Source organism: Bacillus sp. SORGH_AS_0510, from assembly GCF_030818775.1.
Lineage (GTDB): Bacteria > Bacillota > Bacilli > Bacillales > Cytobacillaceae > Neobacillus.
The window spans coordinates 4,530,360-4,552,855 of sequence record NZ_JAUTAU010000001.1 but is presented as its reverse complement, the minus strand read 5'-3'; the positions used below and the strand labels follow the sequence as shown (position 1 = coordinate 4,552,855).

General features: G+C 40.8%; 19 protein-coding genes. 7 read left to right on the top strand and 12 right to left on the bottom strand.

Annotation, left to right across the window (positions count from 1 at the left end):
• The first annotated feature begins 22 nt into the window (after nt 1-22).
• Complete coding sequence (locus QE429_RS23110; protein ID WP_307290380.1) at nt 23-586, top strand: SCO family protein; 564 nt, start codon at nt 23-25, stop codon at nt 584-586.
• 69 nt (nt 587-655) lie between these two features.
• On the opposite strand, the gene QE429_RS23105 is transcribed toward QE429_RS23110, so the two are convergent.
• From QE429_RS23105 to QE429_RS23085, 5 genes are all read right to left on the bottom strand, one after another.
• On the bottom strand, nt 656-1,090 hold the full coding sequence (locus QE429_RS23105; protein ID WP_307290379.1) for a hypothetical protein: 435 nt from the start codon (nt 1,088-1,090) through the stop codon (nt 656-658).
• A gap of 47 nt (nt 1,091-1,137) precedes the next feature.
• On the bottom strand, nt 1,138-2,136 hold the full coding sequence (locus QE429_RS23100) for a spermine/spermidine synthase domain-containing protein (protein WP_307290377.1): 999 nt from the start codon (nt 2,134-2,136) through the stop codon (nt 1,138-1,140).
• Nucleotides 2,120-2,542 (bottom strand): adenosylmethionine decarboxylase, encoded by a 423-nt coding sequence (gene speD / locus QE429_RS23095; protein ID WP_307290376.1) that lies wholly within the window; start codon nt 2,540-2,542, stop codon nt 2,120-2,122. Before speD ends, QE429_RS23100 begins: the two co-directional genes overlap by 17 nt.
• Before the next feature lie 742 nt (nt 2,543-3,284).
• Nucleotides 3,285-7,043, bottom strand: a complete 3,759-nt coding sequence (locus tag QE429_RS23090; RefSeq protein WP_307290375.1) for a S8 family serine peptidase — start codon at nt 7,041-7,043, stop codon at nt 3,285-3,287.
• A 237-nt stretch (nt 7,044-7,280) separates the two neighbouring features.
• Nucleotides 7,281-8,588: a helix-turn-helix domain-containing protein gene (locus QE429_RS23085; RefSeq protein WP_307290373.1), complete on the bottom strand. Its 1,308-nt coding sequence runs from the start codon at nt 8,586-8,588 to the stop codon at nt 7,281-7,283.
• 189 nt (nt 8,589-8,777) lie between these two features.
• On the opposite strand from QE429_RS23085, the gene QE429_RS23080 reads away from it, so the two are divergent.
• A complete protein-coding gene (locus QE429_RS23080) occupies nt 8,778-9,716 on the top strand; it encodes a hypothetical protein (RefSeq protein WP_307290372.1) in 939 nt (312 codons plus the stop codon).
• A 767-nt stretch (nt 9,717-10,483) separates the two neighbouring features.
• On the opposite strand, the gene QE429_RS23075 is transcribed toward QE429_RS23080, so the two are convergent.
• On the bottom strand, nt 10,484-11,392 hold the full coding sequence (locus tag QE429_RS23075) for a nuclease-related domain-containing protein (protein ID WP_307290371.1): 909 nt from the start codon (nt 11,390-11,392) through the stop codon (nt 10,484-10,486).
• Between the two features lie 163 nt (nt 11,393-11,555).
• On the opposite strand from QE429_RS23075, the gene QE429_RS23070 reads away from it, so the two are divergent.
• Nucleotides 11,556-11,834, top strand: coding sequence for a hypothetical protein (locus QE429_RS23070; protein WP_307290369.1), 279 nt, complete (start codon nt 11,556-11,558; stop codon nt 11,832-11,834).
• Nucleotides 11,835-11,874: 40 nt separating this feature from the next.
• On the opposite strand, the gene QE429_RS23065 is transcribed toward QE429_RS23070, so the two are convergent.
• Together QE429_RS23065 and QE429_RS23060 are read right to left on the bottom strand one after the other, a co-directional pair.
• Nucleotides 11,875-12,930: a sensor histidine kinase gene (locus QE429_RS23065; RefSeq protein ID WP_307290367.1), complete on the bottom strand. Its 1,056-nt coding sequence runs from the start codon at nt 12,928-12,930 to the stop codon at nt 11,875-11,877.
• Nucleotides 12,927-13,607 carry a response regulator transcription factor gene (locus tag QE429_RS23060; protein ID WP_307290366.1) on the bottom strand — a complete coding sequence of 227 codons (681 nt, stop codon included), beginning with the start codon at nt 13,605-13,607 and terminating at the stop codon, nt 12,927-12,929. Before QE429_RS23060 ends, QE429_RS23065 begins: the two co-directional genes overlap by 4 nt.
• Before the next feature lie 176 nt (nt 13,608-13,783).
• Between QE429_RS23060 and QE429_RS23055 the strand changes: the two genes are divergently transcribed.
• Nucleotides 13,784-14,806 carry an ATP-binding cassette domain-containing protein gene (locus tag QE429_RS23055; protein WP_307290364.1) on the top strand — a complete coding sequence of 341 codons (1,023 nt, stop codon included), beginning with the start codon at nt 13,784-13,786 and terminating at the stop codon, nt 14,804-14,806.
• A complete protein-coding gene (locus QE429_RS23050; protein ID WP_307290362.1) occupies nt 14,803-15,621 on the top strand; it encodes an ABC transporter permease in 819 nt (272 codons plus the stop codon). Before QE429_RS23055 ends, QE429_RS23050 begins: the two co-directional genes overlap by 4 nt.
• Nucleotides 15,622-15,681: 60 nt before the next feature.
• On the opposite strand, the gene QE429_RS23045 is transcribed toward QE429_RS23050, so the two are convergent.
• Nucleotides 15,682-16,872 (bottom strand): MFS transporter, encoded by a 1,191-nt coding sequence (locus QE429_RS23045; RefSeq protein ID WP_307290360.1) that lies wholly within the window; start codon nt 16,870-16,872, stop codon nt 15,682-15,684.
• A gap of 213 nt (nt 16,873-17,085) precedes the next feature.
• Here QE429_RS23045 and QE429_RS23040 point away from each other — a divergent pair, with 213 nt between their 5' ends.
• Nucleotides 17,086-20,115 carry an efflux RND transporter permease subunit gene (locus QE429_RS23040; RefSeq protein WP_307290358.1) on the top strand — a complete coding sequence of 1,010 codons (3,030 nt, stop codon included), beginning with the start codon at nt 17,086-17,088 and terminating at the stop codon, nt 20,113-20,115.
• A 185-nt stretch (nt 20,116-20,300) separates the two neighbouring features.
• Here QE429_RS23040 and QE429_RS23035 read toward each other — a convergent pair whose 3' ends face one another.
• From QE429_RS23035 to QE429_RS23025, 3 genes are all read right to left on the bottom strand, one after another.
• Nucleotides 20,301-20,744, bottom strand: coding sequence for a GNAT family N-acetyltransferase (locus tag QE429_RS23035; protein ID WP_307290356.1), 444 nt, complete (start codon nt 20,742-20,744; stop codon nt 20,301-20,303).
• Nucleotides 20,745-20,827: 83 nt separating this feature from the next.
• On the bottom strand, nt 20,828-21,052 hold the full coding sequence (locus QE429_RS23030) for a hypothetical protein (protein WP_307290355.1): 225 nt from the start codon (nt 21,050-21,052) through the stop codon (nt 20,828-20,830).
• Between the two features lie 3 nt (nt 21,053-21,055).
• On the bottom strand, nt 21,056-21,376 hold the full coding sequence (locus QE429_RS23025) for a YbjQ family protein (RefSeq protein ID WP_307290353.1): 321 nt from the start codon (nt 21,374-21,376) through the stop codon (nt 21,056-21,058).
• 118 nt (nt 21,377-21,494) lie between these two features.
• On the opposite strand from QE429_RS23025, the gene QE429_RS23020 reads away from it, so the two are divergent.
• Nucleotides 21,495-22,328, top strand: a complete 834-nt coding sequence (locus QE429_RS23020; RefSeq protein ID WP_307290352.1) for a hypothetical protein — start codon at nt 21,495-21,497, stop codon at nt 22,326-22,328.
• The last annotated feature ends 168 nt before the right edge of the window (nt 22,329-22,496 follow it).

The following is a 22,496-nucleotide window of genomic DNA, read 5'->3' as shown; positions in this document are numbered from 1 at the left end:
GTAAGGAGAGGCATGTTTTTATATGAAAAAAACGTGGCTGATTTTTTGTGTATTTAGTTTAACTTTATTAACTGCATGCGGGATAAATAAGGAAGAACCTTATCATATCCAACCGTTCACATTTACGGATCAAAATCAGAAGTCGTTTGGTTCTGATCAACTTAAAGGGAAGGTGTGGCTAGCTAACTTTATTTTTACCTCCTGCGAAACAGTTTGTCCGCCAATGACAGCCAGTATGGCAGAACTTCGGGCGGAATTGAAAAAGGAAAAACTCGAAGTAGAGGTGGTATCCTTCAGCGTTGATCCAACGGTAGATACGCCTGATGTATTGAAAGAGTTTATTAGGAAATTCACTAATGATGAGTCAAACTGGCATCTGCTGACGGGCTATAGCCAACAAGAAATTGAGTCGTTTGCTCGAGAGGAATTTCAGACGCTCGTCCAAAAGCCGAAATCATCCAATCAGGTCATACATTCAACTAGTTTTTATCTAGTTGACAAAAATGGGAAGATATTCAAACACTATGGGTTTCAAAAGACTCACTTTAACGAAATGATAAACGATGTTATAAAACTAAAAGAATAGTGTGTATGTATCGAGGCGATTCCTGACATGGATCGCCTTTGTTGCTTACAATACTAAATCCATTATAGTCTAAGGGTCTAACAAATGTAGGGTAAGTGAAGCTCTATTATATTTAGCTCTCCCGACAGGAGCGAACGTATCAGCGATAAAAATTCCTACTTGATCGCCAACGTTTAAATAGGCTTGGACGGTTATTCCGGTAACCATGCTCATGTTGATGACATCAAAATCGGAACCAATCAATGGAAGGGTTCCATTTGGACAGAGATTGATATTAAATAAAACAGATTGTCCATCTTTTATTAAAACGGAAACGTCTGCTGTGATTTGATAGACACCTGATTTGAAAATACTAATTCGATTGGCCGTCACATCGGGTCTCGTATTCTGGGATGGTCCTGCCATATCAAAATCTAAAAATTCTCCTGTAACAGCGGGAAGAACGATACCATCCTGTTTGTATAATGATCCATAAGCGTCTGGTTTTACGTTTCTAGTTCTCATACCTCATCCACCTTAAAAAATATTGAATGGGCAAGTCCATTACTGTTTCAATCCAAATATAGAACTTCTTTCTTAAAGATTGAATGTAAGACTGAGTTCTTCTTGGTGTTTATGACTGCCTTACTTTTTCCAGCTAACATTGCATACGGGAAGTAGGCCATTTCTTTTAGCTGAGAAGGTAATGTTTGGTGCGGTACTTCCACGCTATTTCCTGACCAAGTGATGGGTTTAGGCGATCCGATATGAAATCCCCAATCTCCAAAAGACGGGACAATAGTGTGATAACTGAGTGTTCGGAATCCTGCAGCTTCAATGGTTTTTCCTATACTCCAATAAACAATTGGGGTATCCTCGGGAGAGTTGGATTGACAAACGAACACTCCGTCAGGTGTTAGAGAGCTGTTGACCGTGGAATAGAATTCTGTCGTATAAAGATCGCTGATAATTTGGTCTGTCGGATCAGGAAAATCAACAATAATAATATTGTAGGGTTTTGGGTTGTCAGCCAGAAACTTCACAGCATCCATCGGATGAAGTTTTACACGAGGATCGTGAAGAGAGTACTCATTAATTGCCGCTAAACTCTGATTATGCTTGGCAGCTTTAAGTACCTCGGGATCCAGATCCACAAGGTCAACATGTTTTACATCGTTATATTTAAGTACTTCCCTTAAGGCTAGGCCGTCACCTCCGCCTACAATAAGGACGCGTTTCCTTGAACGCGTAAGACTGAAGACGGGATGTACCAATGCTTCATGATAAATTCGCTCATCTAAGGTGCTGAATTGCAACTGATTGTTTAAATACATCCTAATATCACGGGCTTCGACAATCTGAATGTCCTGGAAATCACTTTTTACCTTTAATAGATTTTTGTGTTTCCCTTGTTGTAATGTTTTTAAGGCAATGTGGTCCCATAGATCGGCGATGGCATTATTAGTGTCTTTTGGATGGCTTTGTTGCTGTTGGGGTTGCTGTTGCTGCTGTGTTGGTTTATTTGTATGGGTAAATGCTGGCGAAAACCAGGCGTTAGTCGGTCGAAACATTTTTGTCCTCTCCTTTGGAATTGTCGGTAGTGGTGATTTCATTACAGTAGATTAATTGGGGTTGAGGCGCGCCACGTTCAATAGAGTAGATCATGGCTTTTTGGGCAGACAATTCTTTTAAAAGTAAATTGACAGGGGCAGTAAGGTCAGAATCACCACATGTATACATATCTAGTGACGCATACCTCTCTTCAGGCCATGTATGAATGGATAAATGAGAAGTGGATAAAACCAGGACACCCGTTACCCCTTGTGGTTGAAACTGATGAAAGTACGAGTATAAAATCTCCATTCCAGCATCTAACGCTGCCTTTTTGCAGAGGTTTTCTAAAAAGGCAATGTTATTTAAATGTAAAGAATCACACTCAAATCCATCAATAATTATGTGCTTTCCTTCAATGGTCAAATTTTAATCAGTCCCTCCGTGTTCCTTTCCATCATGATATGGGGATTCTGGTAAAAAATCTTGTGTGCTTGCCTTTGTTTTGGGGGAATTGGACAAATTTTGGATGATGTGAGTAGGGCGAATTTGGACAGAGTGAGAGGAAAAGCGAGTAACATAGTCAGAAGACAAACGAACTTCTGACAGAGTGAGAGGAAAAGCGAGTAACATTGTCAGAAGGCAAACGAACTTCTGACAGAGTGAGAGGAAAAGCGAGTAACATAGTCAGAAGACAAACGAACTTCTGACAGAGTGAGAGGAAAAGCGAGTAACATAGTCAGAAGACAAACGAACTTCTGACAGAGTAAGAGGAAAAGCGAACAACAAAGTCAGAAGGCAAGAGAACTTCTGACAGAGTTGAAGGAAAAGCGAGCAACATAGTCAGAAGTCAAGAGAACTTCTGACAGAGTAAGAGGAAAAGCGAGCAACATAGTCAGAAGGCAAGAGAACTTCTGACAGAGTGAGAGGGAAAGCGAGCAACATAGTCAGAAGGCAAACGAACTTCTGACAGAGTAAGAGGAAAAGCGAACAACAAAGTCAGAAGGCAAGAGAACTTCTGACAGAGTAGGTAGAGAAAATCCAACCACTGACAAAAGGTTGGGCACGACTAAAGATACGACAAAAGTAGAAAAGAAAAATAATCAATAAAAAGAGAAGACTGGCATAAAAAATAGCCAGTCTTCCGATATCTTATTCTATTTACATCCTATCTCAATCCATACGCCTTAATAATCTCTTGAGTAATACTGTTGCCAGCATCATCGGAAGCACTAGCTCGTAGGGAGACAAAGCTACCTGGCTTATTTGGGTGCTTAATGGTAGTTGTCCAGCCCTTACCTTCCGGAACCAACTTAACCTTTTCCCAAGTCTTCCCTTCATCAAACGAAACCTCTAGAGTAGCCCCGCTAATTTTACCATTACCTGGTGCGTCCGCGATTTGGACAGCAGACAAGCTCAGCTTAGTAGAGCTACCGGCAATGGAGTCACCGTTGATGTCAGTATCCACTTTATAATCTAGTGAAAGAAGCGGTAAGTTCGTTAAATCTTCTTTCTGCTCCTTAGACCAGAATGTCCACTCGGTATGTGTACGAACCGATGTATGCCAACGCTCTGCATTACGAGTCGCATCACTAACTAATCGGTATTGGGTATTCTCTTTAGGAAACTCTTTAAATAGGTATAGTGCCTGACTTTGTGCTTCCTTGACGAGAGTAGAGCCTTGATAAAACTTGAGTGTCTGCTCACCTGGCCAATTCATTTCTGCACCGGTGTGTCCTACTCCTGAATCAGCCCATGCAGGTACATTTAAAATAAGGCTGTTCCCTGAACGGTAAGGGACCCAGAAGCCTTCGCCAAAACGTGGTCGAACGACTGGTGAAAACCATTCTTCATCTAATTTCTGTCCAGGCTTATATTTAGCTACTGGCTGACGAACCTCCCATTGTGCATCTTCCACACCTGCCTGATGGTACCAGGATGTACCCTCTTGAGTGGATACCCATTCAGTCCTAACGGTTGGAAGTGATAGAATCATTGGGTAGCCTACTCCAAATGTGCGGTAAGAAGGAATTTCCCAACGGAATTCCGATCCTGGCGCCGGGCGGTCAGATTTATACGTAGCATTAATTTTTACAAGATCTTTCGTTTGCGGTGAATAGGTCAAATTCTTTGGAATAGCATGATCGTGGCTATCGACAAGGTCATAAACGAATTCACTGTCAGGATTCCCATTGACGTTTAGTTTCAAATGTCCTGAGCGGGCAGCCTTAATCAGTTTTTCGCCCTCAGTGCCACTAATAGCAGCAACTGCGATAGGAGAATCTGATAAAGAATAATCTTCATTTTCAATTCCTACCCATTCACTAAGTTCTTTTGGTCCATCATTTACCGTAATCAAGAGCTTTGCGCCTGCAGCCACTGCAGCGGCCGCTCTTTCTGAACCTGATCGTTCATCACTTCGCTCCACGATAACAGCTTTACCTTTCACATTCAGACCATTATAATCTTCCGGGTTTCCTTTACCCGCATACACAGCCTCTAAATTGTATTTTCCTTTTAGAAGGGTACTTCCTGCCTGAGGAATTTCATCTAATTCCTGACCTTGGAAGTTTATCGTCAATAGTGGCTCTGTAAGACGCCAGCGAGTGTTCATGTTGAAATCCCCGTTTTTCACTGCTTTAGTTGGTTCGGCGTACATATGATCTTTCCATACCGGCAGGATGTAGACGTCATTGACGGTGTTTCCATTAATTGTGCGGTAATACTCCATTTTTCTGAAAGTCGCTTCTGTCTTCTTTGGGACATTGGCTGAAATTTCTGTGGCTTTACGGGCATCCAGTTCAACCGTTTGCGGACCATTGAGGTTGACTTCTGGATTTCCAACGAGTGCAACACCAGCATGATCGGTGTCTTCGTCAATATCCATCATAGACATAACTGAATAGGTTCCAGGCGGCAGACGTAATTCTTTTGTTCCGTCCACAGCCATAAATTGCGGTTCTCCGTTCGGGCCAAGAAGGTTGATATATGCAAGAGTAGGAGAGCCGTTACGATCAGTTGCATTTATCGTAAGTGGATATCTCTCATCTTCCTTAATCATGCCGATTGCTGTATGTGCAACCGTTTGGCCAGCAACATTAGCAGAAAGCTGTCCTTGGTACCGGGAGCCTGCAACACCTAGCTGCGGGTCAAGAGTGACTGTAATGTCTGCACTACCTTTAGCTGGAACGGTCACTTTGTCAGTTGAAAGCTTTAACAATCCAGCAGGAGTATCTGATCCTTTCGTATTTGTAACTGATACAGAAAGATCTAGTGTCACAGGCTGGTCACTGTCGTTTGTATAAGTCACTTTCTTTTCAACTGGAACATCTCCCTCATGGGGCCAGTCAAAAAATCCAAAGTCGATTGAACCGGTGGCATGAACAGTACCCAATGTAGCTGCGGCTACATCCAGTCGACCCGTTCCGCCCTCAAATGGTTTAATAGCATCCAGCTTTTTAGTAGTACTCATTAGGCCATCTTTCAATTGTTTACCGTTCCAATCCGGATGGCGCTGTAAGAGGATGGCTGCTGCCCCGGCAACATGTGGGGTCGCCATTGATGTGCCGTCCATTGTCAGATAAGAGCCGCTCCCTTGTGCAGCATACTGAGAACGTGCGGCTGTAATGGCTACGCCTGGTGCAGTGAGATCAGGCTTTAAACCTGAATTACCATTTCGAGGTCCTCTGGAGGAGAACCATGCAAGCTGATCCGATTTATCAACTGCACCAACGGTAAGAGCAGCATCTGCGGCCCCCGGTGAGCCTATGCCTTCAGCACCCGTATTCCCAGCAGCAATGACAAACAAAGCACCTGTTTCTTCACTGAGTTCATTCACAGCTTGAGACATTGGATCGGTTCCGTCACTGACCTCGCTGCTACCTAGGCTCATGCTGACAATCTTGGCATTGTGAGAGGCCCATTCCATTCCATCAATGATCCAAGAATCCTGCCCAAAGCCTTCATTGCTTAGTACCTTTCCGACTAGAAGGCGTGCCCCTGGGGCAACCCCTTTATACTTTCCATCTGATGCTGCACCTGTTCCAAGTACTGTGGAAGCAACGTGTGTACCGTGAGCATGGTAGTCGAGGGTATCCTCGCCAGGTACGAAACTTTTGGCTTCATCCAATTGACCTGCAACATCTGGATGTTCTGAATCAATACCCGTGTCAAGAACAGCTACCTTTACACCTTTTCCGTTATAACCGGCTTGCCAAGCTGTGGGTGCGCCAATCTGTGGAACACTCTGTTCAAGCGTCGCTTTGACTTTGCCATCGAGCCAGATTTTTTTAATACCAGGAGTTAATGCAGCTCTAGAAACCTTTGCTTGTTGGGCTCCTTGGGTAATGTCCTTCCAGAAATTTTTCGCTTCTTTTTTATCAGCAGAAAGGGCTACGCCGTTAATACTCTCAAGAACGTGTGTCTGTTTGGCCCCTTTTGGAGTAGGCTTTGGTGCAGCCGCACGGGCTTTAGACTCTGAATATTGGATAATAACAGGCATAGTCTTTTGTGTAGCATCATCATATCCGTCAGCAATAAGAGTAGAGATATTGAATAAATCCTTATCTAAATAACCTGAAGCTAAATACGGCATTGCTTGGTCAGGTATGACATATGTATCCTTGTTGATGGTCATAATCCGTGCTCCACCACCAGCTCGATCAGCAGGTTCCACACTAATCACACTTTTTCCTTCTGCTAACTCCGTTACGGTAACAACATCCCCTGTAATAAGCGTAATGACATGTTTTCCTGTGCTTGCTTTTGCATTGTTTCCTTGTAGACTAGCAAGTTCCAACTTGCCGTCAGCTGACTTTACGAAAATTTTACTAGAGTTATCTGCAAAGGCTTGAAGTGTAGGTACAGCCAGTAGAGCCGTCGTCATCATCGCGGTAAAATATTTCTTCATCTGTGGTTTTTTACTCATGCACATTCTCCTTTACTATTAAAAAATCTTGCATTCTCTTACTACTTTAAAAGTATAGAGGGAATTAAATAGTCTGTTAATTGGGACAATTATTACTTTTGATAGGGGGATGAAGAACCACAAAGGTAGAAAATAGAGTGAATAATGGTTGAAAACGGCGGGTTTATCTAAATCTATTACTTGGGACAATTTCATGTAATCGACAAAAAAGGACAATTGCTTTAAGCAATTATCCTGTTAATCTCTTTTATTTGGGTCGTTATGTACATTCGTTTTTTTTAGTTCAACGGGTGATCCAATGTTGAATAGCTGATTCTTGAGGTGCTGGTTAGCAATTCGAAGATAGTGATTGGCCGAGCGGAAGTCCTGTTTTTCTTCGTAATAAGCAGCAATCATTTGTAAATATTTACTTCCCCTATCAGTAGGCATGTGTTCTTCAATAATGGCCAGGCCATATTTTATCAGATATTGGATCAGCAGCTTTTTCTGGCCAGCTGCTTCTAAATAGAGGATGTTCAATTCAATATAGCGTGGCGACCGTTGATCCTTTATGGAAGCTAAAGAAATTTTTAAAAGCTCCATCGCTGTCTCATTTTTTGAATGGGCAATAAGCGCCTCCGCAAGGTATGAAATCGTGATGTAATATGATGAGGAGTGCATCTCTTTGAACTGTAGCGCTTGGGTATAATATTTTACCGCTTCTTCGAGAACCCCTTGTCTATAATATAAAAAACCGAGATTATGCAGGGATAGAGCCATTGTTTCGTTATCCTTAAGCATATCTGCCTCTGTTAAAATCTGAAGAAGAATTTCTCTGCCTTTTTCAAACTCACCAATATAGATAAAATTAACGGCCAAAATCATTTTAATATAAACGATTCGTAGAAAATTGTTTGTATGTTGAAAAACTTGCAATGCTTTATAGGCATAATGAATGGATAAAGAGTAGTGGCATAAATGCCCGTGTAAGGCCGAGCGAAAATAATAATACTCAGAAATTTTTGTTTGGTACTGGTCTGCCTGTCCTTCAATTCGAGAAAGATAGAGAAGCGCCTTGGGATATTGTTCTATTTTTCCATAGTAGATGCCCTGGAGTAAATCCCAAACATAGGACTCAAAGGCTGAAAACTTGGAAGCATACCTATGGATGCCTGCTGAGGACTTTTCAAAGGCTCGAAAGTCTTCTAGAGAAAGGTAATAACGGAGCATGTATAATTCAAATAAATAAATCATGTCCGAACAATGAGCATATTCCTTATACTCCTGCAATTCTTTGTATAACGCAGTTGCCTTCTCTTGGTGCAGTCGTTCGATGGACTCATAAAACAAATCCAACTTCTGTCTAATGAGCTCATTCTTTTTGTTTTCTTCATCCAAAGAAATCTGCAATCTTTCACATAATAGCTTTAATGTTTTCGGATTGGCGTCTTTCACATTGTTCTCTATTTTACTTAAGTGTGTTACGGAGCAAATACCTTGGCAAAGCTGTTCTTGTGTCTTATTTTGCTTTCTTCGATGATAGTAAATTACTTTTCCAATAGACATCGTATCAACCCACTCTCTTGTAAAAAAAGAAATAAAGGACTCCCTCTTAGTTTAACTACTTTTAACATAATAGTAATTAAGTCATAGGGATTATTTTCTTAATTAGGAAGAGTCCTATTACACTCTTAAAATGAAACTTTTTCCATTTTTCTGCGTAAAAGATATAAAAACCATTTTGGGGGAATGTTGATGTTTGCAGAAATAAATGCGAAGCTCGTAGGGATTCAGGAAGAATTACGGAAGAGAGATAAATTTCAAGCGCAACTGGCTGACTATGAGAGGGAGTTAGAACCAATTAAGGAAACGCTTGAGCAGCTACAGTTTCGGTTTTATTCAGAGCAAGAGGATGTGGAGAAGCTCGAGCGATTCGGTCTTACCAACCTTATTGCCACTTTATCAGGGAAAAAGGAAGAGAAACTGTCAAAAGAAAAGCAGGAAATGATGGTCGCTCAGCATAGGCTTGAGGAAGCGATGAAAACCAATAAGGAAATTGATGAAGCGGTGCGTGTAATCCAAGTTAATTTGAAAAACTTAGAAACGGTTGAAGCGGAGTATCAGCAGCTATTATTGCAGAAAGAGGAGCTGATCAAAACAAGTTCTTCCCCTTATGCGGCAAAAGTGTTCCACTTGAGTGAGCGGGAGGGGGCTTTAAAAGCAAATATAAAGGAATTAGAAGAAGCAATTCGGGCTGGATTGAGTGTGGAGGATGCGCTTGCGGATGCTGTAAGTTCACTTGAGAAAGCTGAAGGCTGGGGAACATGGGATTTATTTGGCGGCGGAACTATCGCGGGGATGGTCAAGCATCAAAAAATTGATGAGGCGGAGGAGTACCTTCATCAAGCACAGTCTCGTATGCGGCAATTCCAAAAAGAGTTATTGGATGTTCAAGATACGGTGCTCGTTGATATCAATATCTCTGGGATGCTAAAATTCGCTGACTTCTTCTTTGATGGTTTTATCGCGGATTATATGGTCCAAGGAAAGATACGTGATTCGTTGGATCAAGCGCAGGGTCACTTAGCGAAGGTGAAAGCTATTTTGGGAAGATTAGAGACGCAAATGGAAGAGAAGAAGATAGAATTAGCTGGAGTTGTACGGGAGAAACGGGGGATTGTGGAGGGGGTGTAGAGTAGATACTTGTACATTGGTTGGTGAAATAGTGTGGGCAGTCCGATGGTGGATGAACTTCTGACAGAGTCAGAGGATAAGTCTTCGGCATTGTCAGAAGGCAGGGCAACTTCTGACTGAGTTAGAGAAAAAGTCATCAACATTGTCAGAAGGCAGGGCAACTTCTGACAGAGTTAGAGAAAAAGTCATCAACATTGTCAGAAGACAGTCCAACTTAGGACAGAGTCGAAGGAAAAGTGGGCAACATTGTCAGAAGGCAGGGCAACTTCTGACAGAGTCAGAGAAAAAGGCATCAACCTTGTCAGAAGGTAAGGCAACTTCTGACAAGGTCGAAGAAGAAGCCATCAACATTGTCAGAAGGCAATCCAACTTCTGACAGAGTCAGAGAAAAAGGCATCAACCTTGTCAGAAGGTAAGGCAACTTCTGACAAGGTCGAAGGAAAAGCCATCAACCTTGTCAGAAGGCAATCCAACTTCTGACAGAGTCGAAGGAAAAGCGAGCAACCTTGTCAGAAGGCAATCCAACTTCTGACAGAGTCGAAGGAAAAGCGAGCAACCTTGTCAGAAGGTAAAGCAACTTCTGACAGAGTCAGAGAAAAAGGCATCAACCTTGTCAGAAGGTAAGGCAACTTCTGACAAGGTCGAAGAAGAAGCCATCAACATTGTCAGAAGGCAATCCAACTTCTGACAGAGTCAATTGAAAAGCCGCCAACACTGTCAGAAGGCAACAGCCTTGAGCATTAATAATCATCATTATAGTCTAGATTTTATTTATAAAAGGTATCACTCGTACTGCCAACAATCGTTAAATGCTTCTTCAAAACCCTACCAAAAGTTCGTCTACTTACTTCTCCATTACACCACTCATAGATGCTTTGGGTAGTAACTTTTCGTTCCGGAAATAGCAGCTGATACTCCTTCACATGCCTTAAAATAGCTAGTTCGATCTTTTCGTGTCCTCCACACTTTCCGCATACAAGTTCATCGTATGATTTAGAAAGCTGAAAGGAATAGCAAAAACCACAATACATTCCTTTTTGCTGTTGGTCATAGACATAATTTGGTAGAATAGCATATAGATTCTTAGTTTGATGTAAGGAGAGTAGTTGTTGGGCTAATTTCTTATGCCCGTCATTCAATCTTGAAGATATGCTATTCATATTTTTCAAAAATCCATTTACCTGTGTAGGAAAAATAGCAGGAAGGTCCATGGGGGCTTCGTATAAGGTGAATTCAGGATTGATGAAGATCACGAGGGGCTCAACAAGGTAGTTTAGTTTGAGGTTTTGAAGCAGTTGCCGGAATAGATGCGTACTCCTTTTTAACTGGTCGAAAGGATTCTTCCATTCTCGATCCGTTTTCACTGCAATGAATTTATTATCTTTCATGTAAAAATCACCTAGAAAATTTTTAATATCCAATAGATGAATAACTCCTTGTGAAATAATCAATTTATCAATTTGAAAATGGGAGTTATTTACCTTTAGAAGCAAGCTGTTAATAATAAATCTTTCTTCTTTAAGGCATTCTATCATTTGGTCAAATTTCTTTTCTCCTTCAAAGCCCTTTTCAAGGTTTGAATAGTAAAATCTTTCATCTTCCGTTAACTCCATCCGTGTGTTTAAATACCGCATAATCAATAACTCATCTGGTTCTACTAGATTTTTAAGTATCATAAGCCACATCCTTTCTTTATCTATAAGCTTATTTTATAAAAAATTTACGATATTTGGTTATACGAAAATGAATATTCTGTTAACAGTTTCAATCAATAGAGTTTTTTTTATTGTTGTAAAATCATATGATTAAATGTAAGAAGCAAAACCAAAGGAGGAATATATGAAACTATATCTAATCATTAGCCAAATCCTATTTGCACTCTCTCTTATTCCTTGGTTCATCATTTGGGGACTATCGTTTATGAGTTTCGACAGCGGAGTGAATCTAGCAAATAGTTCATTTGTGCTAGCTATTTCTCTATATCCAGTGGCGGTAATTGTAGGTTCAATTATAGCTTGGGTCTTTAGGGTGAAAAAGAAACGCTTTGCCATCATGATTAATTTGGTTCCATTGTTATGGATTATTGTTTTTATGGGTTTTATGGTAATGAATAACTGAAAACAACCTGTCTCTAATTTTCAGAGACAGGTTGTTTTAGTTATGGTAATATCACTTTTATTTCCGTACCTTCGTTAGGTGTACTTTCCACCTGTATATCCCCGTTATGCATTACAATGATCTTCTTTACTATGGAAAGACCTAAGCCGCTCCCGCCAGATGATCGGTTCCTTGATGGGTCTGCCTTATAGAATCGTTCGAATATATGCATTTGAACTTCTTTAGTCATACCAATCCCTGTATCTTTAATGACTACTTCAATCTTTTCACTATCATTTTTAATTAAGGACACACTTATTTTTCCGTGATCGGGTGTAAATTTAATGCTGTTGTGGATTAAATTAATCCACACCTGATTCAGCAGTTCTTCATCCGCATTTATGGTTACATTATCTAGCGAAATATCCAGTTCAAGGTTTTTATTTCTCCATTGTGGTTCATTCGAAAGAATCACCCTGCGTACTTGTTGATCTAATCGATAGGTCTTGGGCTCGAATGGCGGATGATCGGACTCTAATGAGGTCAGTTTCAGCAGATTTTCACTTAACTTTGAAAGCCGCATACTTTCCACCTCAATTATTTCTAAATACTGTCCTCGTTCGGCAGCAGGTAAATGTTCATTTTTTAAAGCATGAGCAAATCCGGCAATGGATGTCAGCGGTGATTGGATTTCATGAGAAACGTTGGAAATGAATTCTTGGCGCATTTGTTCCATTTCTCCGAGTTCTTTTGCCATATGAGTTATACTTTCAACTATTTCATTAAAAGGATGATTACGATTTCCAAATTCTTCTTTGTAGGAAGAAAGATCAATATTAAAATTCCCTTGTGCCATATTTTTCATGGCATCAATCATGGGACGGAAGAAGAGACTTTGCTTTTCTCGAAAAAATCTAATTTTAGAAATGCCAAACATGAGTAGGCCAAAGAAGAAAAATCCAAAAAAGGAATCGATAATTTGTTTCCAATAGTTTGAAATTGAAAAAATACGGAAAAGCCAAGGAGTGATGAAAAAAGCTGCTGTCCAGCATAGAAACAATAAAAGGACCACAGCAATAACCTCACCACTTTTGGTTAAAATCCTTTTGATTTTCATTTTTTCACCTCTAAACGATAACCGAGCCCTCGTATAGTAGTAATTTTAAAAGGGCAGCTCTCCTCTGAAAAACGATGACGAAGCCGTTTTATGTGAACATCCACGGTTCGCTCATCCCCTTCGTAATCATATCCCCAAATATCTTCAATCAACTGTTCTCTTGAAAAGGTTTTATTAGGATATGCTGCTAACTTATACAGGAGATCAAATTCCTTAAGTGGTAAGGTGATTTCATTCAATCCATTCACTACTTGGTGTGTTAAGCGATTGAGCTCCACACTCCCGATACTCACCTTATTTGAATGGATAATCTGATACCTTTTGAATAGTGCTTTTATTCTAGCAATCAACTCAGCGGGATGAAATGGTTTGACAAGATAGTCATCTGCCCCAAGATCAAAGCCTTTGACTTTCTGTGTGGTTTCTCCCATAGCCGTCAGCATTAAGATAGGAAGAGAATCAGAATGAAACTTTCTTATATTCTCGCATAGGTCCCAGCCATCCATGTTTGGCATCATGATATCTAGAATAATAAGATCGACCCGTTCGGAATCAAGCAAGGATAATGCGTCTTTTCCATCCTCCGACTCTAAAATGGAGAAACCTTCTGCGGACAGGATGACGCGAATCAATTTTCGAATATGAGGGTCGTCATCTACTATTAATATTTTAGTCATAACGTTCAATCCTTTTCCTGTAATGTTTGATTAAAATTATTCACGTTTGTTTTAGCATACTCCTTCTAGATGAACTTAATATGAACAAAAAAGGTAAAAAGCGAAAGAATGAGAAGTTCATATTCAGTTCATAAAACCTTGTTACTATCTGATTTAGTTACAGAGGAGGTATGAAAATGGAACAAATACAACGAATAAGCCCTAACAATGGGGATTGGGCCGTTGAAGCTAACGGTCTCATAAAAAATTTTGGTGAAAATTGCGCAGTGGATGGAGTAAATTTGAACGTCCGCGCTGGTACTATTTACGGCTTGCTAGGACCGAATGGGGCAGGCAAGACTACCACCATTAGAATGTTGGCTACCTTACTGCGACCAGATGCAGGTTCTGCCTGCATCTTTGGGCATGATGTGGTGAAGGAATCACAGATCGTGCGCCAGTTGATTGGTGTCACTGGTCAGTATGCTTCAGTTGATGAATCACTAAGCGCGACCGAGAATCTAGTCATTTTCTCCAGGCTCCTTGGGTTGGGGCGTGCCGAATCAAAAAGAAAGGCAGCAGAGTTATTGGAGGAGTTTGGGTTGACAGAAGCAGCACGGCGCCCGTTGAAAAATTTTTCAGGCGGTATGCGGCGCAGACTTGATCTAGCAGCAAGTCTTATTGCCCAGCCACCGCTCATTTTTTTAGATGAGCCAACCACAGGGCTTGACCCTCGCACGCGAAATCAAATGTGGGAGACCATCCGCAGATTAGTGAATACTGGGTCAACGGTATTATTAACAACGCAATACTTACAGGAAGCAGATGAGCTTGCTGATAGGATTGCGGTCATCGATCGAGGGATTGTCGTTGCGGAAGGTACTGTTGATGAACTAAAAGGATCTGTGGGCAGCTCATCTTTGCACTTGAGGCTCCTACATCCACTCGATATTGAAACTGCTCGTCATACTGTTGAACAAGTACTAAAGGCGAAGTCTAATGTGTCTTCTGAAGGCGGGAAAATTATTGCCCCGCTGGCAGATGCCGATAAGGTTACTGATTTATTAATTACTCTTCGCGAAAGAGGAATCCATCTGGCAGAGTTGAGTGTACAAAAACCGACCCTTGATGAGGTTTTCTTGACGATCACAGGTCATGGAGCGAAGGAAATGGCATCTGGCACTAGCACACCTGATAAATTAGAGGAGGTTAGAGGATGAAAAGTACTACATCAATGAATCCCATTACCGAACGCCGGCTGAAAAACCATACGAGTTTTCGGCAGTCGGTGAGAAATTCTTTGACTATGGCTTATCGAGGTGTGCTAAAGATTCGACGAACACCTGAGCAATTATTCGATGTTACGCTCCAGCCGATTATCTTTACTCTTATGTTTACTTATATCTTCGGTGGTGCCATTTCGGGAGACGTCAAGAACTATTTGCCAGTCATTATACCGGGTATCCTTGTTCAAACGGTGATTACGACTTCCATTGTCACAGGAGTCCAGTTACGTGAGGATATGGATAAGGGTGTATTCGACCGATTCAAATCGCTTCCAATCGCAAGGATTTCTCCTTTGGCGGGAGCACTTATGGCTGATACGATACGGTATACGATTGCGACCGTTCTTACGTTTACTATGGGGTACATCATGGGCTACCGGCCAGACGGAGGACTCGGTAATGTGGCCATTGCAGCAGTTCTTGTCATCGTCTGTTCGTGGGCAATGAGCTGGATCTTTGCATTTTTCGGTGTGATTGCACGTACAGCTTCAAGTGTTCAGGGGATATCGATGCTTGTGCTATTTCCGCTCACGTTTCTTTCCAATGCCTTTGTTCCGGTCAATACTATGCCTGACTGGCTCCAGTGGGTTGTAAAGGTTAACCCGCTTTCACATCTAATCACTGCCGTCCGTGAACTGGTTAACAATGGAAACGTTGGGTGGGATTTTTCTATTTCTCTTATTGGAGCTGCCATAATAGTGGGGATTTTTGCACCAATTACGGTACGTGCCTATATGCGAAGGACTTAAATATTACATGGAAGGAGGCAATAGAACCCTTTGTTAAGTGTCCTATTGCCTCTATGTTTTTTATGCTAGTTTCTTATGTTGCTGATCTAACCGATGACTTAAGAAAGTGAGAAGACTGGCGAAAATCGCCACGATCCCACCAACCCATGTTACATTCATCAATGGTCCTTGATGGTAAACCAATCCTCCTAAGGCTGACCCCAAGGCAATCCCAACATTGCTGGCCACTGGCATCAAGGAAGCAGCAAGTCCTGTCGCTTTTGGCTGATAAATTCCCGCAAGGTCAATCAAATAAAGCTGGGTTGATGTGGTTAAAAGGATGGCCATCAATGACATGAAGCCGATGTTGATCAATCCAAAGATAAAGCTATCTGTTGTCCAATAGAGAGCAATCAAAACAAATGCTTGTACTAGAAAAACAAACCGCAGTCGGCCGATCGGATTATGACTGGCAATTTTTCCTGCAAGGATATTGCTAAAAATCGAAATAAATCCGTAACCGAACAAGATCAAGCTGATGGAACTGCTTGGTGCATCCATTTGCTTTAGAATCGGTACGAGATACGTAAATACTGCGTACGTTCCTCCAAACCCAAGAGAGGGGATAAAGAAAGCCATTAAAATTCGTGGATGGGTCAATAATGAAAATTGATCACGCATCGAACTGCGATATTGGCTAAGCTTATTTGGTAAGTTGATAAAAGAAGCCACAAAGGCTACTCCACCAAGAACTGTTGTTAATACAAAAGTGGCATGCCAGTCATACCATTCCGCAAGTACCGTTCCAATCGGCACACCAACAACGTTGGCAAGCGTAAATCCACCGAAAACGAAGGAGATGGCAATGCTGCGTTTGGCAACAGGTATTGTTTCACTTGCAACAATCATAGCCAGTGAAATTAATACTCCTGTTACAATTGCTGTCACCATTCGAATTACAAGGAGCATAAGGTAGCTCGTTGATATTATGCTCAGAGCATTTAGGATAATAAACGCCCCGATTAAAGACAATATCCATTTCCGTTTTGGAAAATGGCTAGTGGCTGACATTACAATCGGTGTGGCAATAGCAAATGTTATCGCAAATGCGGAAACGAGTGTACCGGCCTTTGCATTGGTGATATGAAGATTGGATGATATATCCGTTAAGATTCCGACAATCACAAACTCGCTTGTCCCAAGAACAAATGTTAATAACGTTAGTGTAAAAATAAGAAACCAATGTTTCTTAGATAATACCGTGTCTTGCATAATGACCTCTTTTCTATGATGAATGAAATAATATGATGGGATAGGCAAACAATTTCACTATCATACCATAAAACAAATGAAGGGGACAGTCCCCCGTCGCGCTAAAGCGCCGGGGGACTGTCCCTAAAAATTTACAAAAATATTAATGTTAATTATTGTAATACATAGTATAATTTTCCTAGTTTGATAAATTTTTATTTTTGGAGGTTCTTTATGACATGGTTCACTAAATGGGCTTTGCGGAATAGAGCGGCTGTTGTTTTTTCCGTTATTGCCTCTATTATGTTTGGGATATTCAGCTATACCAATATCCCGATGGAGCTCATGCCGTCAGCAGACCAGCCGTTTGTTACCATTTCAGTAGTAGGTAACGGGATGGACGCCATCAGTATGGACGAACAGGTCACTCAGCCTATTGAAAAGGCACTAACCGGCATCAAGGGGAAACGAAATGTAGTTGCAGAAACAGGTAATAACTTTTCCCAGATGACGGTGACGTTTGAATCCGACACGAATCTGAAGGAAGCCAAGCAGCAAATCCAGGAAAGCATCTCAATGGTCCCTCTGCCAAATGGGGTCATGAAACCGTATGTGGTGCTGCTGAATACATCTCAGATCCCGGTCGTCTACTTAGGATTTACCTTTGATAAGGAAATCGGCAACAATGAATTAAATCTGATAGATAACGAGATCCTTCCAAAGCTAAAAGACATCAAGGGTGTTGGAAATGTCATGACCTACGGAGGAAAAAACCAGCAGGTCATGATTAAGGTGGACCCGGCAAAACTTGCCGCAGCACAAATCTCTCTTGAAAAACTCTATACCCTCCTTCAAGGAAAAAATGCATCCGTCGCTGTTGGGGAGCAAAACTTGAATAACGAGGCAACAAGCATCATCGTGACAGGAAAAATAGAGAGCCTGGATGATATCCAAAACCTTCAGTTGAACGCTGGCACAAAATTGAAAGATGTGGCCAACGTAACAATGGAGAAAGATACAACGAGCATCACACATATGAACGGAAAGCCGTTCATTGAAGTCATTGTACAAAAAGATTCCACTAGTAACGCAGTAACGATGGGGAAGCAGGTTGCAGATACCGCAAAGGAAATGAACAAAGATTATAAAGGAACGCTGAACGCTACAATATTCATTAATTTAGCGGATACCGTCCTTAATTCGATTAATTCCATGACAAGAGAAGTACTGACTGGAGCATTATTTGCGACCTTGATTATCTGGTTGTTCCTGAAGAGCTTCCGTATGACCCTTATTACCATTGTCAGTATCCCGCTTTCCCTATGCATTACCATGATTTTGCTATCATTCTTTGGAGTCACGCTCAACATTCTGACCTTAGGCGGAATCGCGGTATCGGTCGGACGTCTCGTGGATGATAGTATCGTGGTGGTAGAGAATATTTACCGGAGAAAGAAAGGGAACGAGCTTACACCGACCTTTATTGTGGATGCGGTAAAAGAAGTAGCAGCGGCGATTACATCATCGACGCTTACTACGGTAGCGGTATTCCTTCCAATGTTACTTGCTTCTGGTAGTTTAAAAGACTTAATCGCACCATTTGCTATTACAATCACATGTTCATTGATTTCCTCCTTGATCGTTTCACTAACCGTCGTTCCGCTGCTCAGCCGACGAATGATGAAAAAAGTGAAGGTCAAGGAACACAAAAATGGTTCATTTTATCCATCCGTTCTTCGCTGGTCACTCAATCATAAGTGGCTTCCAATTGTCTTATCCGTTGTGGTTGTCATTGGAGCAATAGGACTATTTGTATCCATGCCAAAAGGTTCGGTGGACCAAAAGGACAGTGCCTATCTTTCCGTTCTATTACGTTATAAAAATGGAACCCCATTTGAGGAAATCAAAAACGGATTAACCAAAATGGAAGATCTTCTTTCAAAAGAAGAAGGTGTCAAAAACAACATTGTCCAAGTCGGAAACAATGCCGACGCTGCTCAGTTTGGTGAACTTCAGGATGGGAACCAAGTCCAGTTCATGGTCTTTTTGAAAGAAGGGGCGGATTCCGCTAAAATCGTTCAGAACCTAAGGAAAGAAAAAGACCAATTCCAAGGGGCGGAGTTAACAGCAAATACAGCTGGACTCATGGGTGAGAATAAAACCACCGTATCTGTAGATGTCATTGGAAAAAATGAAGCTGATATTAAAAAAGCAGCAGATAAAATTAAGAAAAAATTCGCCAACATCGATGGCGTTCAAAAAGTAGAAACGAATGATGAAAATAAGAAACCGACTGTAAATATTACAGTGGATCCGACTGTCTCAAACGCACAGGAAATCGCCCAAACTCTTCATGGTATGTTAGAACCGGCAGTGATTGGAAGTGTAAAAATCGAGGGTCGAACCACTATGATCAAACTTGGGGCACTAGAAGAAATTAAAACAGCTGACGATTTGAAAAATCTTCAAATCATGACACAGAATGGGCCAGTAGCATTGTCCAGCATCGCTAAGATTGAGGAATCGCCCCAGCCTGGTACCATTTATTCAAAAGATGGAGATCATTATCTTCAGTTAAATGCTGTTGTCAATCCAAAGAAAATGGTGGATGTCGCAGGAGAAATCAATAAGCAACTAGCCGCTTGGAAAAAAGACAACACATTCGGCAATGGAACAAGCGCTGAAATAACCGGTTCTTCTATGCAGTCTTCGGATGATTTACAAGAACTTGCGAAGCTTGCGATGTTCTCGATTGGTATTGTGTTTATGATCCTACTTGTCACATTAAAATCATTCCGTGCAAGCTTTGCGATTTTATTATCCCTACCGCTTGCGGCCATCGGATCTCTTTTAGGATTAGTGGTCACAAAATCAAGCATTGATATTTCATCAGGAATCGGTATGCTGATGCTCGTGGGAATCGTCGTGACCAATGCAATCGTTCTTGTTGACCGTATCCGTCATAACGAAGAACACATGACCATCAGAGAAGCAATTATGGAGGCAGGAAGTGTGAGATTGCGTCCAATCTTGATGACGGCACTTGCCACAGTGTTTGCCATGGTTCCATTATTATTTGCGCACGAATCAGCCATGAGCATGAATCTGGTCTCCAAAGGACTTGCTGTCGTAGTTATTTTTGGACTGATTGTATCAACATTACTGACGCTGATTGTCATTCCAACCTTCTACGAACTGTTCCATTTCCGTAAGGTAAAAAAACAGAGATTAAGTAAGAGTAATATTTCAGCAGATTTGACATAAGGTAGTTGCATTGGAAAATGCTCGTATGGAAAAATAATATAAGCATTGATGAGGGACATTTACTGATTTTCGAGCAGTTTTTGCCCTTCATGAAGAATCTAGGAATAATAGCTCGTAAGTTTGCTAGTTACGTTGAACTTAGAAAAAAGCTGACATGGGATTAAACCCTTGTCAGCTTTTTCACGTTAATACATAAACCTTGATACCTGTTCATCCCCAATAATTAACCCATCAACTTCGTTGAAACCAGCTTTTTCATAAACGCGTTTGGCGTGTTCATTCGTCGGAACATAAGACAATGTGACCGTTTGATGGCGATCTTCTTTCATACTCTTAATATCTTCAAGCACGAGTTTAATCGCTTTTACTGCATAGCCTTTTCCTTGATGCTTTTGATCAATCATCATGCGATAGATCCAGTACTCATGGTCGTCTTCGTCAATTCCATAGAGTGTGAAGCCAATCATTTCCTCGCCAAGATAGATTCCTTTTGCATGGAAATTCTCAAGAAAGTTTAACTGCGCAAGTGATACAGCATTGGATGCTACAAGCTTTACCTGATCTTCGCGTACACGGAGTGAAATTGCCTCCCACCAATTGTCTTTTGTAATTGATTTTAAATGCAGCATGCTTGTTCTTTCCCTTCAAAAATATTCAAATGAAAAGGAGTCTGGCTTTCGTAAAATCATGCCACGGCTCCTATATAAATGATTTATTCTTCTTTATAAAAGCGTTCACCGGTTTCCGGGTTGAAATAGACTACTAATCTTTTATTGGTAGAGGGATCGATGGATACCTCATTTGTTCGGACGAACCCTTTAGGAACTTGTTGACCATGTTTTGATTTGAAGCGGCGGTCCCAAATGAGCCACGATCCAATGATTAGAACAATCACAACTAGCAGTTGAATCCCGTAGAAGCCAATTACCCATTTCATAAATTATGCCTTTTCTGCTATAACAGCTGTTCCATAAGCCACAATTTCACTCATATTCTGGCCAATCTCACCAGAGTCAAAGCGCATCATAATAATTGCGTTTGCTCCCATTGCCGTAGCGTTTTTCACCATACGGTCCATTGCTTGTTTTCTAGCATCTTCAAGCATTTCTGTATACTGATTGACTTCTCCACCAATCAGCCCTTTAAATGAAGCCATGATATCTTTCCCAATGCCCCTTGCTCTAACAGTTAATCCAAATACTGGACCTAAAACTTCAGTCACTTTATGATTAGCAATATTTTCAGTTGTTACGATAATCATAGAAATCCGCTCCTTAAAAAAAATAACTACTAATATATTTTACTTTCCCTTGGATATAATTACCACATTAATTGAACATACTAGTATAAATATTACATGGAACTGAGGATTTTCGGATATGCCAAATTATTTTTTTTACTTAGTTCTTATTTTTATTAGTATTATGCTCTTTATTTCCTCATGGAAAAAAGCAGAAAATAAAAAGATGATTATTTTCTATCTATGTATGGCTGGGTCCATTTACTATTTTGAATTTCTCGTCCTTGTTGTCTTTAAAGGGTATGAGTATATACCGGGAGTATTTAAAGAGCCCTATTTTGATAATATTTTTGGAGCAAATGTCTCAGACGGATTCATTGTTCCGTTAGCTACCGTCTTTATTGCCATATTTGATTTAGGTATTGGTTGGATTGCGGTTATTGTCTTATGCTTTTTAGGGATTGAAGAACTGTTTATATTTTTAAATGTGTATAAACAGTTTTGGTGGAAAACGATTTATACAGCACTTAGTCTGCCAATTCAATTTGCATTGGGAAAATGGGTTTGGCATTTAATCCGATTTCATTCCAAACGATTTATAGGTCGGTTCGGGACCCTTTACTTTGCTAATATTACGATTCAAGCGACATTCTTATATTACTTTTCAGCTATTTTTAAAGTGGTCTACTACAGAGTAAATTGGTTTGAAGAACAGACAAGAGGTCATATTGCATTTGCGGCAATGTTTGCTTTTATAGCTTCACTATTCTTTACCTTAGTAGTTGCTACTAAAGCTAACCGCATTTGGAAAGTAGTATTAATAATGTGTGGTGCAGCCGTTAACGTGATACTTTATAAAATCGAAATACTTCAAGTCCCGGGATATTGGACAATAGCGATATTAACACTAGCTCAAACAAGCTATCTTTTTATATTGACATACTTGCAAGAAATATTAGAAGAGAAGCGATGAGTGCATAATATGTAGGCGGTTCCCAATACGAAGTGAAATCTAAGACTCCGACCTATAAGGATAACGGAGTCTTATTTTGCAGGCGTTTCTTTTAATTTGTTGCGTTTCCTAATGAAAAAATTGGCTATTCACTTAAAATAAGCTACATTATAGTTATTAGCGGGTATC